This is a genomic window from Streptomyces polyrhachis (genome assembly GCF_042663125.1).
Taxonomy (GTDB): domain Bacteria; phylum Actinomycetota; class Actinomycetes; order Streptomycetales; family Streptomycetaceae; genus Streptomyces; species Streptomyces polyrhachii.
Window position 1 is genome coordinate 196,154 of sequence record NZ_JBHSZO010000003.1, and the last position, 12,810, is coordinate 208,963.

Annotated in this window: 7 protein-coding genes and 1 tRNA gene; 7 read left to right on the plus strand and 1 reads right to left on the minus strand. The window is 72.1% G+C overall.

Features of this window, described 5'->3' with window-relative positions:
- Positions 1–32: 32 nt before the first annotated feature.
- Positions 33–4,307, plus strand: a complete 4,275-nt coding sequence (locus tag ACFQLX_RS03225; RefSeq protein WP_386411666.1) for a S8 family serine peptidase — start codon at positions 33–35, stop codon at positions 4,305–4,307.
- A 108-nt stretch (positions 4,308–4,415) separates the two neighbouring features.
- Here the strand turns inward: ACFQLX_RS03225 and ACFQLX_RS03230 are convergent.
- Positions 4,416–4,499: transfer RNA gene (locus ACFQLX_RS03230), tRNA-Leu, on the minus strand.
- Between the two features lie 428 nt (positions 4,500–4,927).
- On the opposite strand from ACFQLX_RS03230, the gene ACFQLX_RS03235 reads away from it, so the two are divergent.
- The 6 genes from ACFQLX_RS03235 to pknB all read left to right on the plus strand — a co-directional run bounded on the left by ACFQLX_RS03235 (position 4,928) and on the right by pknB (position 12,791).
- Complete coding sequence (locus ACFQLX_RS03235; protein ID WP_386411668.1) at positions 4,928–5,734, plus strand: FhaA domain-containing protein; 807 nt, start codon at positions 4,928–4,930, stop codon at positions 5,732–5,734.
- A gap of 10 nt (positions 5,735–5,744) precedes the next feature.
- Positions 5,745–6,254, plus strand: coding sequence for an FHA domain-containing protein FhaB/FipA (locus tag ACFQLX_RS03240; RefSeq protein WP_386411670.1), 510 nt, complete (start codon positions 5,745–5,747; stop codon positions 6,252–6,254).
- Positions 6,255–6,282: 28 nt separating this feature from the next.
- A complete protein-coding gene (locus tag ACFQLX_RS03245) occupies positions 6,283–7,695 on the plus strand; it encodes a Stp1/IreP family PP2C-type Ser/Thr phosphatase (RefSeq protein ID WP_386411672.1) in 1,413 nt (470 codons plus the stop codon).
- A gap of 24 nt (positions 7,696–7,719) precedes the next feature.
- Complete coding sequence (locus tag ACFQLX_RS03250) at positions 7,720–9,144, plus strand: FtsW/RodA/SpoVE family cell cycle protein (RefSeq protein WP_386411674.1); 1,425 nt, start codon at positions 7,720–7,722, stop codon at positions 9,142–9,144.
- Positions 9,141–10,607, plus strand: a complete 1,467-nt coding sequence (locus ACFQLX_RS03255) for a peptidoglycan D,D-transpeptidase FtsI family protein (protein ID WP_386411676.1) — start codon at positions 9,141–9,143, stop codon at positions 10,605–10,607. Before ACFQLX_RS03250 ends, ACFQLX_RS03255 begins: the two co-directional genes overlap by 4 nt.
- A 204-nt stretch (positions 10,608–10,811) precedes the next feature.
- Positions 10,812–12,791 carry a Stk1 family PASTA domain-containing Ser/Thr kinase gene (gene pknB, locus ACFQLX_RS03260; protein ID WP_386411678.1) on the plus strand — a complete coding sequence of 660 codons (1,980 nt, stop codon included), beginning with the start codon at positions 10,812–10,814 and terminating at the stop codon, positions 12,789–12,791.
- The last annotated feature ends 19 nt before the right edge of the window (positions 12,792–12,810 follow it).

A 12,810-nucleotide genomic window follows, 5' to 3' on the forward strand; every position in this document is an offset into this window, starting at 1 on the left:
CGTTCTCGCCCCCGTCCCGTTAGGAAGCCTTCATGGGGTACTCACATCGAAGAACTGCGCACATAGGGCTGACCGCCGCCGTGCTGGGCGGGCTGCTCACGGCAGTCCCGTCCTCGGCCGCGTCGGCGGAATCCAAGACTCCGGGCAAGCAGCGGGTCATCGTCGAGCTGGCGGACGCCGCGGCGCTCCAGGCCGCGCCCGGCTCGCCCAGGAACGCCCGGGCCGCCGACGTGGCGGCCGGACGCAAGGCGCTGGGCGGCAAGCAGGACGCGCTGCTGGCGAGGGCGAAGGACGCGGGCATCACCGCGACGTCCGTACGCCGCCACACGCTGCTGCTCAACGCCGTCGCCATGACGGTCGAGACGGGCGACGTGGCGAAGCTGAAGAAGCTTCCCGGTGTGAAGTCGGTCCTCCCCGACACGAGGTCCAAGCCGCTCAACGCCGACGCCCAGGCCCTGACCGGGGTGCCGAAGCTCTGGGAGCGCACGGACGCCGCGGGCGTACGGGCCACCGGCCGGGGCACCACCGTCGCGGTCATCGACACCGGCGTTGACTACACCCACCCCGATCTGGGCGGCTGCCTGGGCGAGGGCTGCAAGGTCGTGGCCGGCTACGACTTCCACGCGGGCGACGCGGACCCCATGGACGAGGTCGACACCTGGAACCCGCGCGGGGGCGGCCACGGCACGCACGTCGCGGGCACCATCGCCGCCAAGGCGGCCGCCGAGGGCGGCGTCACCGGCGCCGCACCGGACGCCACGCTGCTCGCGTACCGGGCACTGGACCAGTACGGCGGCTGGGACTCCCACATCATCGCCGCGATCGAGGCCGCCGCGGACCCGGCGAACCCGCACCGCGCCGACATCATCAACCTGAGCCTGGGCAACGGCCTGGACGGCCTGGACCCCCTCGGGCGCGCGGCCACCGCCGCCGCCGACGCGGGCATCCTCGTCGTGGCCTCGGCGGGCAACACCGGTCCCGGCGCCTACACGGTCAACTCCCCCGCCTCCGCGCGGGGCGTCCTGGCCGTCGGCGCCTCCACCAGCGGGGTGCGCATCCCCGAGGTGCGTACGGCCGGCAGCGGCACCAAGCTCGACACCTACCGCGGCGCGGTCTCCGCCAACCCGCCCGCCGAGCCGGTCACGGCAGGCGTGGCGGACATCGGCCGGGGCAGCCCCGAGGAACTGGACGCGGCCGGCGACCTGAGCGGGAAGATCCTGCTGTACGCGGTCGCGCCGGGCACCAACGTCGCGGAGCTCTCCGACGACCAGCGGCTCTACCAGGAGGCCGAGCGGCGCGGCGCCCTCGCGATCATCGGCGGGGTCAGCAGCGGCGGCAACGGCGGAGGCGGCGGGGGCGGCATCGGCATCGGCGCCCGGCAGCCGATGCCGGGCGCGCCCCTGGCCAAGGGCGAGGCCCGGCTCGCGGCCGGCCCGCTGGCCTCGGGCGACGAGCTGCGCATGGACCGACTCGTCGTCCTGGGCGTGGACTCCTACCAGGGCGCCGAACTGGCCGCCCTGGCCGGTACGGACGCCAAGCTGACCCTCTCCGGGCGCGACTCCACCGACGAGGTCGCCTCGTTCTCCTCGCGCGGACCCGACGCGGCGCTCGGGCTGAAGCCCGACCTGGTCGCCCCCGGTGTGGAGATCCGCTCCACCGCGCCCACGGCCGCCTTCACCACCGGTACCACCCGCATGTCCGGCACCTCGATGGCCTCCCCGCTGGTCGCGGGCACCGCGGCGCTGCTGCACCAGTTGCACCCCGAGCGCACCGCCGCCCAGCTCGGCGCGGCGCTCACCGGCTCCGCGAAGCACCTGGCGGGCGTGGACACCCTCACCCAGGGCGCCGGCCGCCTCGACGCGGTGGCCGCCGCCGACCAGGCGCTCACCGCCGCCCCGGCCACCGTGTCGATGGGCCTGGCGGACCTGGCGGAGAAGCGTTTCACCGAGTCGGCGACGCTCACCGTCACCAACTCGGGCAGCGAGACGCTGAGCGGCCCGGTGTCGGTCTCCGGCGCGGGCGCGTCCGTCTCGCCGGCCACCGTCTCCCTCCCGGCGGGCGCCAGCACGCAGCTCAGGCTCACCGTGACCGGCGAACGCCCCGACGCGGCCCGCCACTTCGCGGGCGCCGTCAGCGTCAGGCCGGCCGCCGGCCACGCGCTCACCGTCCCGTACCTGCTGGACGCCGCGCCGCTGACCGTCGAGGCGACCCCGGACCCCACGGACGGCGCCGCGCAGCTCTACGTGCGTACGCCGACCGCGTACAGCGAGCCGCCGCAGCTCACCGTCCAGCCGCCCAAGGGCCCCGCGAGTACGGTGGGCACCCAGCGGACCGGGGACCCGCACTACTTCCGTGCGGACGTGGCGGGCACGGTCCCCGGCTTCTACCGGGTGACCGCCCGCTCCACCACCGAGGCGGGCGTGCGCCAGTGGGGCGTCGGCGGCTTCGAGGTCGTCGGCCCCAACGAGGCGGGCCGCAAGTGGACGCCGATCGGCCCGAACAACACCGACGGCAGCGTCACCCTCTCCCCCTCCGACGGCGACCGCGCCGTGGTGGGCGTCTCCGGGGCCCCCGGCGCCTTCACCAGCACCGACCGCGGGAAGTCCTGGACGCAGCGCACCCGCACCCCGTTCATGGGCGCCGGCTTCAGCGAGCCGTTCATCGTCGTCGACCCGCGCAACGCCGACCGCTGGTGGCTCGCGGCCGGCGCCCAGTCCTGGACGGTGGGCGGCGGCGGCATCCTGCGTACCGACGACAACGGCCGCACCTTCCAGCGCACCGGCGCCCCCGACACCCCCTATCTGGCGCTGGTCTCCGACGCCGCCGCGAAGGTGCTCGTCGCGCAGACCTATGACGGACTGCTGATCAGCCGGGACGGCGGGGCGAGTTGGGCGTACGAGGAGCTGGGGCTGCCCGCCTCGGTCACGTCCGTCAGCATGGGCGGCGACGACCTGTTCGTCCGCTCCGGCAAGAGCATCTGGGCGGTCCGCTCGCTGGCCGGGGCCTCGCCCCAGCCGGCCGAGAAGGTCCGCACCGTCACCTCCAGCCAGATCATCTGGCGCTTCACCGGCGACGACCGGCTCCTCGCGCTCCAGGTCCTGGGCGCGGGCGGCGGTCTGCACCTCAGCGCGGACGGCGGCCGCACCTGGAGCGTCTCGCGTACGGACCGCGGTCACGTGAACGTCGACAGCGGCGCCGTCTACTACGACAGCTCCGAGGCAGGGGTGAGCGAGCTGAGCCGGGACGCGGGCCGCACCTGGACGAGGGTGGTGCGACCGGTCGACGGCACCTTCAGCCAGGACTTCGACGTCTGGGCCGACGGCTCGTACACCACCAGCGCCCTCAGCGCGGGCATCTACCGCGCCGCGGAGGGGGCCGAGCCCGTCCGCATCGGCGTCCAGGGCTCCGACATCCCCTCGCTGGCGGTGGCCGACGGCCGGCTGCTGGCGGGCAGCAGCCGGGGCATGTACGCCACCGACCTGCCGGCGAAGAGCCCCGAGTGGGGCGCCGGCGAGCACGAGGGCACCCAGGGCGCGGACATCCCGTTCATGAAGGCCTGGGCGAAGGACCCGCGCATCGTCTGGCGGATCCACGCCGAGCCCTTCGGCTCGTTCCTGGTGCAGAAGAGCACCGACGGCGGCCGCACCTGGCAGGACCGGGGCCGGCACGAGGAGCCCGACCTCAAGGCCGCCTCGCTGATGGTCGACCCGCGCGACCCCGAGAAGGTGGCCATCGGCTTCCGGGCCTGGAACAAGGCGGGCGTCTACACCACCGTCGACGGCGGCGCGCGCTGGCGTATGCACCGGCACGACGACCGCTTCGGGGCGATCGAGGCCGATCCCGTCGACGCGGGCCGGATCTGGCTGGGCGGCTACGGCGGCCTGTACTACTCCGACGACTTCGGCGCCACGGTCAAGCGGGCGGCGGACGAGTTCGCGGGTGAGGTCACCGCGATCGCCTTCGACGGCTCCCGGATGCTGGTCGGCGGCCGTTCGCTGCGCTACTCCACCGACGGCGGGCGCAGCTTCCACGACGCCGACGAGGGCGGTCTGCGCCTGTCGGTGTCGGCGCTGCTGAAGGCGGGTGGCAGCTGGTACGCCGCCACCACCGGTTCCTGGCTGCCGGGCGAGGTCCCGCTCGGCGCCCGCGGTGTGCTGCGCTCGACGGACGGCGGGAAGAGCTGGCGCTCGGTCTCCGCCGGCCTGCAGAACACCGACGTCCTCTCCCTGGCGGCGGCCCCGGACGCCGGCGCGCTGTACGTGGGCACCCGGCAGGGCGGGGTGCACCGCCTGACGCTGGAGGACTGACCCCCGCATGCTCCGGGTGGCCGCGGCGGCCACCCGGAGCACGGCGGCCACCCGCAGGAGCCCCGGAAACGAGGAAGGACCCCCGGCGAACCGGGGGTCCTTCGTCTGTGCGCGAGGGGGGAGTTGAACCCCCACGTCCTTTCGGACACTGGAACCTGAATCCAGCGCGTCTGCCTATTCCGCCACCCGCGCATTGGGTGTGTCTCCGGGGCCCTGCGGCGCCTTTCGACATTCAGAAGATTAGCACGGCCCCCAGGGTGGAATCACATCCGTTTCGGGTCCGCACCCCGAGGGCATACGCACAGCCCGGAGCACGCCCCGCGGGCCCGCGCACCCGCACGCCCCGCGCGGACGGCCGGGGCGTTGCGCTTCCCCTGTGCCGCCGGGGTCCCTCGGTGCGGGACACTGGATGCGCATCGCCCGTACCATCCAGGGTGGAAGCGACAGGTGCGGGGGCGTGCGATGTGAGCGAGACGACATCGCGGTGACGGCGGAACGCGGAACCAGCCCGTTCCCCCGGGCGTGGATACGATCAGTGGCCGGTACGGGATGGATGTTCGAGGATCGGGGACCCCGGCGAGCGGGGGCCCCCTGAGAGCCATGACGAAGGGAGGTGCCCGATGGGAGTGCTGAAGCGCTTCGAACAGCGGCTGGAAGGACTCGTCAACGGCACCTTCGCGAAGGTGTTCAAGTCCGAGGTCCAGCCGGTGGAGATCGCCGGCGCCCTCCAGCGCGAGTGCGACAACAACGCCACCATCTGGAACCGCGAGCGCACGGTCGTCCCCAACGACTTCATCGTGGAGCTCTCCGCTCCCGACTACGACCGCCTCGCCCCCTACTCCGGACAGCTCGGCGAGGAGCTCGCCGGCATGGTGCGCGACTACGCCACCCAGCAGCGCTACACCTTCATGGGCCCGATAAAGGTGCACCTGGAGAAGGCCGACGACCTGGACACGGGCCTCTACCGGGTCCGCAGCCGCACCCTCGCCTCCAGCCAGTCCCAGCAGCAGCCCCAGGCGCCCCCGCGCCGCCCCGGCGCGCCCCCGGCGGGCGGCGCCCCCGGCGGCTACCAGGCACCCGGCGGCGGCTACCAGGGCCGCAGCGCCCCGCCCCCGGTCCCCTCGCGGGCGCCCGGCGGCGGCCAGCTGCGCAGCTGGGTGGAGATCAACGGTGTCCGCCACCAGATCTCCCGCTCCACGCTGGTCATGGGCCGCTCCACCGAGGCCGACGTACGCATCGACGACCCGGGCGTCTCGCGGCGGCACTGCGAGGTCAGGGTCGACGGAAACGCCGCGACAGTGCAGGATCTGGGGTCCACGAACGGGATCGTGGTGGACGGGCAGCACACCAAGCGCGCTACGCTCCGCGACGGCTCCCGGATCGTCGTGGGCTCCACGTCCATCGTTTTCCGGCAAGCCGAAGGGTGAAGCGGGGGCAATGTCAGAGCTGACCCTCACGGTCATGCGGTTGGGTTTCCTCGCCGTACTGTGGCTGTTCGTCATCGTGGCCGTCCAGGTCATCCGCAGCGACCTCTTCGGTACGCGGGTGACCCAGCGCGCCGCCGCACGCCCGCAGGCCGAGCGGCCCGCGCCCAGCCGGCAGTCGGCCCGCCAGGAGTCCCGGGGCGGCGGCGGGCGCCGGGCCGGGCGGGGCGCCCCGACCAAGCTCGTCGTCTCCGAGGGCTCCCTCGCCGGCACGACGGTCAGCCTGCAGGGGCAGACCATCACGCTGGGCCGGGCGCACGATTCGACGATCGTGCTGGACGACGACTACGCCTCCTCGCGGCATGCCAGGATCTACCCGGACCGCGACGGCCGGTGGATCGTCGAGGACCTGGGCTCCACCAACGGCACGTACCTGGACCGGGCACGGCTGACCACGCCCATGCCGATCCCGCTGGGCGCGCCGATCCGGATCGGCAAGACCGTCATCGAGCTGCGGAAGTAACACCGACCATGACCGGAGGGTGGGCACCATGCGGATGTACCCGGAGCCGACGGGCGAGGTGCGCATGAGCCTTTCCCTGCGCTTTGCGGCCGGCTCGCACGAGGGCATGATCCGTGAGCACAACGAGGACTCGGGCTACGCCGGTCCCCGGCTGCTGGCGATCGCCGACGGCATGGGCGGCCAGGCGGCCGGGGAGGTCGCCTCCTCCGAGGTGATCTCCACCATCGTCGACCTCGACGAGGACGTCCCCGGCTCCGACCTGCTCACCTCGCTGGGCGACGCGGTCCGCCGCGCCAACGACCGGCTGCGCGACATGGTCGAGGAGGACCCGCGCCTGGAGGGCATGGGCACCACCCTGACCGCCCTGCTGTGGACGGGCCAGCGCCTGGGCCTGGTGCACGTGGGCGACTCGCGCGCGTACCTGCTGCGCGAGGGGCAGCTGACGCAGATCACCCAGGACCACACCTGGGTGCAGCGACTGGTCGACGAGGGCCGCATCACCGAGGAGGAGGCCACCACGCACCCGCAGCGCTCGCTGCTGATGCGCGGGCTGGGCACCGGCGACCACGTGGAGCCGGACCTGTCCATCCGCGAGGTGCGCGCCGGCGACCGCTACCTCATCTGCTCCGACGGGCTGTCGGGCGTCGTCAGCCACGAGACGCTGCAGGACACCCTCGCCGGCTACCAGGGCCCGTACGAGACGGTGCAGGAGCTGATCCAGCTCGCGCTGCGCGGCGGCGGCCCGGACAACATCACGGTGATCGTCGCCGACGTGCTGGACGTGGACGACAACGACACCCTGGCCGCGCAGCTCAACGACACCCCCGTGGTGGTCGGCGCGGTCGCGGAGAACCAGCAGCAGATCACCACCCCCTCCTCCATGCAGACCCCGGCGGGGCGCGCGGCCGGACTCGGCCGCCCCGTGCCGCCGCAGGCCGGCGGCTTCGGCCCGCCCGGCGGCGGCGGGGGCGGCGGCCGCGACGACGACGATGACGCCTACGGGCTGGCGTACAACGACGAGGACTTCCTCAAGCCCCCGCCGCGCTTCCGCCGGCTCAAGCGCGGCCTGGTGCTGGCGCTGGTGCTGGGCGGGCTGGGCTACGGGGCCTACCGGGCCTACGAGTGGACCCAGGACCAGTACTACGTCGGCGTCCAGGACGACCGGGTGGCGGTCTACCAGGGCATCGAGCAGAAGCTCGCCTGGATCTCGCTGTCGAAGGTGACCGAGGACACCGATATCGAACTCAAGTACCTGCCGAAGTACCAGCAGGACCAGGTGCAGAAGACCATTACCGCGAACAGCCTTCCCCAGGCCCGGGAGAAGACCGAGGAGCTGCGCAAGCAGGCCGAGGTCTGTGAGCTGCTCGAGACCAGCGAGGCGAAGAACGGGCCCGCCCTCACCGAGGAGCAGCAGGAGCTCACGGGCCAGTGCCCGAAGTGACTGCGGGGGGCCTGAGTACCGATCATGAGTAGTTCCAGCCACACCACGTCCACCATCGGCGTCGCCGGGGCGCCCAGCCGGCGCAACACCGAGCTGGCGATGCTCGTCTTCGCCGTGCTCATCCCGGTGTTCGCCTACATCAACGTCGGCCTCGCCAAGGACGGCTCCGTCCCCGCCGGCGCGCTCGGCTACACCCTGGGCCTGGGCTGCCTGGCGGCCGTGGCGCACCTGGTGGTGCGCCGCTTCGCCCCGTACGCCGACCCGCTGATGCTGCCGATCGCCGTGCTGCTCAACGGGCTGGGCCTGGTGCTGATCTGGCGCCTGGACCTGGAGCCGTCGATCACCACGGCGAAGCTGGGCGGCGCGATGGCGCCCCGGCAGCTGCTGTGGTCGACGGTGGGCATCGCGCTCTTCGTCGCCGTGCTGATGCTGCTGAAGGACCACCGCATCCTGCAGCGCTACACGTACATCTCGATGGTGGTGGCGCTGGTGCTGCTGCTGCTGCCGATGGTGCCGGGGATCGGCCAGGAGGTCTACGGCGCCCGGATCTGGATCCGGATCCCGGGGGTGGGCTCGCTGCAGCCCGCCGAGTTCGCCAAGATCTTCCTGGCGGTCTTCTTCGCCGGCTACCTGATGGTCAAACGCGACGCCCTCGCGCTGGCCAGCCGCCGCTTCCTGGGGATCTACCTGCCGCGCGGGCGCGACCTGGGGCCGATCCTGATGATCTGGGGCGTGAGCCTCATGATCCTGGTCCTGGAGACGGACCTGGGCACCTCGATGCTGATCTTCGGCCTCTTCGTGATCATGCTGTACGTGGCCACGGAGCGCACGAGCTGGGTCATCTTCGGTCTGCTGCTCTCGGCGCTGGGCGCGGTGGTGGTGGCCTCCCTCAGCCCGCACGTGGGCTCGCGGGTGGACGGCTGGCTGGACCCGCTGGCCCGCGTCCCCGACGGCCAGGGCGGGATGGGTGTCACCGAGACCGCGCAGGCGCTGTACTCCATCGGCTCCGGCGGCATGCTCGGCTCCGGCCTCGGCCAGGGCTACTCCCGGCTCATCGGCGGCATCGCCCCCAAGTCCGACTACATCCTCTCCACCGTCGGCGAGGAGCTGGGCCTGGCCGGCTGCATGGCCGTGCTGATCCTCTACGCGCTGCTCATCCAGCGCGGCATACGGACCGCCCTGGCCGCCCGCGACCCCTTCGGCAAGCTGCTGGCCGTGGGCCTGTCCGGCGCCTTCGCGCTGCAGGTCTTCGTGGTCGCCGGCGGTGTGACCGCGCTGATCCCGCTGACCGGTATGACGATGCCGTTCCTCGCGCAGGGCGGCTCCTCCGTCATCGCCAACTGGGCGCTGGTCGCGATCCTGCTGCGGATCAGCGACACCGCCCGCAGACCGGCCCCTGCCCCGGCCTCCAGCCCCGACGCCGAGATGACTCAGGTGGTCCGCCCGTGAACAAGCCCCTGCGCAGGGTGGCGATCTTCGCCGGCCTGCTGATACTGGCCCTGCTCGTCCGGGTGAACTGGCTGATGTTCGTCGACGGCGACGAGCTGCGTACGCACAAGGACAACCGCCGGGTCGCCATCGAGCGCTACTCGGTGCCGCGCGGCGACATCATCGTCAACGGGAAGTCCGTCACGGGCCACGCCGAGACCACCGGCAGCGACTTCAAGTACAAGGTGACCTGGAAGGACGGCCCGATGTGGGCCCCGGTCACCGGATTCGCCTCCCAGGCCTTCGGCGCCACGCAGCTGGAGGAGATCTACGACGGGATCCTCACCGGGACCGACGACCGCCTCTTCTTCGGTGCCACGGTCGACATGCTGATGGGTAAGCCCCGCCAGGGCGGCAGCGTCGTCACCACGATCGACCCGAAGGCGCAGAAGGCGGCCTTCGAGGCGATGGGCAGCCGCAAGGGCGCCGTGGTGGCGCTGGACCCGAAGACCGGCAAGATCCTGGCGCTGGTGAGCACCCCCTCGTACGACCCCTCCGTCTTCTCGGGGAACTCGCTGGAGGACGCGGAAGCGCGCCAGAAGCTCCTGGAGAACCCGGACAAGCCGATGGTCAACCGGGCGCTGCGGGAGACCTACCCGCCCGGCTCGACCTTCAAGATCGTCACGGCTGCCGCGGCCCTGGACAACGGCACGTACGACCTGGACCAGCCCACGGGCTCGGAGCCGAACCTCTACCAGATCCCGCAGAGCCCCAACAAGATCGGCAACCCGATCGCCGGCCGCTGCGACAACGTGTCCATCAAGACCGGCCTCATGTGGTCCTGCAACACCGTCTTCGCCAAGGTGAGCGAGGAGGTGGGGAACAAGAAGATGCGTGAGCAGGCCGCGAAGTTCGGCTTCGACGAGAAGGTCTACACCCCCGTCCGCGCCGAGGTCAGCACCTACCCCGAGGCCGACCCCGCCTTCAACGCGATGGGCGGCATCGGCCAGGGCAACGTCCAGGCCACCCCGCTGCAGATGGCCATGGTCGCCGCCGCGGTGGCCAACGACGGCAAGCTGATGAAGCCGTACATGGTCGACGAGCTGAAGGCGCCGGACCTGGACACGGTCGAGCGGACCGACCCGGAGTCGATGGGCGAGGCGATGTCCGAGGAGACCGCGCGCAAGCTGCAGGAGGCCATGGAGGCCGTCGTCTCCGGCGGCACCGGCAAGCCCGTGCAGATGCCGAACGCGACCGTGGGCGGCAAGACCGGCACCGCCGAGCGCGGTGAGCGGGTCAAGGGCAGCAAGCAGACCAACATGAAGCCCTACGCCTGGATGATCACCTACGCCAAGGGCGAGAACGGCAGGCAGGTCGCCGTCGCCGTCGTGGTCGACGACCCGAACGCGGCGCGTGCGGAGATCTCCGGCTCCGGTACGGCCGGCCCCGTCGCCAAGGCCGTCATGCAGGCCGTGGTGGGCTAGTGACACCGGGCCCGCAGACCGCCCCCACGCTCCGGAAGACGACCTTCCGGGCGACTGGCGGAGGATCGGATACCGGTCGGATATCGGCTGACCTTCCCGGCCCTTTCACGCCTCAACTGCCCGGTACGGTATGCCGAGCAGCGCAAGTGGACGATTACACCGGCCCGCAGCGGGCCGCGCACAGTCAGAGGGCTGGAGAGAGCTATGGATGAGCCGCGTCGCCTGGGCGGGCGGTACGAGCTGGGCCAGGTGCTCGGCCGCGGCGGCATGGCCGAGGTCTACCTGGCCCACGACACCCGCCTGGGCCGGACCGTCGCCATCAAGACGCTCCGCGCGGACCTGGCCAGGGACCCCTCGTTCCAGGCCCGCTTCCGCCGCGAGGCGCAGTCCGCGGCCTCGCTGAACCACCCCGCGATCGTCGCCGTCTACGACACCGGCGAGGACTACATCGACGGGGTCTCCATCCCGTACATCGTGATGGAGTACGTGGACGGCTCCACCCTGCGTGAGCTGCTGCACTCCGGGCGGCGGCTGCTGCCCGAGCGGGCCATGGAGATGTGCGTCGGGATCCTGCAGGCGCTGGAGTACAGCCACCGCAGCCAGATCGTCCACCGCGACATCAAGCCGGCGAACATCATGTTGACGCGCACCGGCCAGGTCAAGGTGATGGACTTCGGCATCGCGCGCGCCATGGGCGACTCCGGCATGACCATGACCCAGACCTCGGCCGTGATCGGCACCGCGCAGTACCTCTCGCCGGAGCAGGCCAAGGGCGAGCAGGTCGACGCCCGCTCGGACCTCTACTCCACCGGCTGCCTGCTCTACGAACTCCTCACCAACCGGCCGCCGTTCGTCGGCGACTCGCCGGTCGCGGTGGCGTACCAGCACGTGCGCGAGGAGCCGGTCGCCCCGTCCGTGTACGACCCGGAGATCACGCCGGAGATGGACGCGATCGTCCTCAAGGCGCTGACGAAGGACCCCGACTACCGCTACCAGTCGGCCGACGAGATGCGCGCCGACATCGAGGCGTGCCTCGACGGCCAGCCGGTCGCCGCGACCGCCTCGATGGGCGTGATGAGCGGCTACGGCTACGGCGACGCCCCGACCACGGCGATGGGCGCGGTGGGCGGCGGCTCCCCGTACGGCCAGTCCGGCTCGATGCTGCCGCCGTCGCGCGACGACGACGGCGGGATGGGCTACGACGAGGGCGGGCCCGGCGGCGGACGGCGGCGCCAGCAGCCGCAGCGCAGCGGGACGATGTCGACGGTGCTGCTGGTGGTCGCGGGGATCCTGGTGCTGGTGGGGGCGATCTTCATCGGCAAGGCGGTGTTCAGCAACAAGCCGAAGGACACGAAGGTGTCCGTGCCCCGCGTCCTGGAGATGACGAAGGCCGACGCGCAGACGCAGCTCAGGAACATCGGTCTGGTCTACGCCGAGGGTCCCGGGAAGTCCTGCGCGGCGGAGAAGAAGGACACGATCCTGACGCAGTCCCCGGGGCCGGACGAGAAGGTCGACGACGGCTCGACGGTCACGGTCGTGCGGTGCACCTCGGTGGCGAAGGTCGAGGTGGACGACGTCAAGGGCCAGTCCGTCGAGGAGGCCCGGCGCACGCTGAAGGACGCCGGCTTCGAGGTGAAGGAGAAGACCGAGCCCTCCGACACCGTCGAGCCGGGCAAGGTCATCGCCCAGGACCCCGAGGGCGGCACGAAGCTGGAGCCGGGCAAGACGGTGACGCTGACGGTGGCGGGGGCTCCCGCCGCGGTGGCGGTCCCGGACGTCAAGGGCATGGACTACAACACGGCCGTGCAGACGCTGAAGGCCAAGGGCTTCACCGCCATCTCCCAGCCGACGCCGGAGCCGAGCGACGAGCAGCAGCAGGGCATGGTGACGCGGACCGATCCGCCGGCGCTGACCGAGGTGAAGAAGGACCGGCAGATCACGGTCTTCGTGGCGGCGGAGAAGGAGCAGAAGGTCCTGGTGCCGCCGCTGGTCGGCCAGAACGTGGCCACGGCGCGGACGATGCTCCAGCAGTCGCAGCTGGCGCTGGGCGAGGTCCGTAGCCTCGACCCCTCGAAGCAGCCGGGCGAGGACTGGATCGTCCAGGCGAGCGCTCCGCAGGCCGGGCAGGAGCTGAAGCCCGGCGAACAGGTGAGCGTCCTGGTGACGCCACCGCAGGGGCGGTAACCGGGCAGCCGGTCGACCG

Coding starts and splice junctions, on each gene's coding strand:
- ACFQLX_RS03240 (WP_386411670.1), top strand. CDS start 5,745: ATGTCAGAGCTGACCCTCACGGTCATGCGGTTGGGTTTCCTCGCCGTA.
- ACFQLX_RS03235 (WP_386411668.1), top strand. CDS start 4,928: ATGGGAGTGCTGAAGCGCTTCGAACAGCGGCTGGAAGGACTCGTCAAC.
- pknB (WP_386411678.1), top strand. CDS start 10,812: ATGGATGAGCCGCGTCGCCTGGGCGGGCGGTACGAGCTGGGCCAGGTG.
- ACFQLX_RS03225 (WP_386411666.1), top strand. CDS start 33: ATGGGGTACTCACATCGAAGAACTGCGCACATAGGGCTGACCGCCGCC.
- ACFQLX_RS03250 (WP_386411674.1), top strand. CDS start 7,720: ATGAGTAGTTCCAGCCACACCACGTCCACCATCGGCGTCGCCGGGGCG.
- ACFQLX_RS03245 (WP_386411672.1), top strand. CDS start 6,283: ATGCGGATGTACCCGGAGCCGACGGGCGAGGTGCGCATGAGCCTTTCC.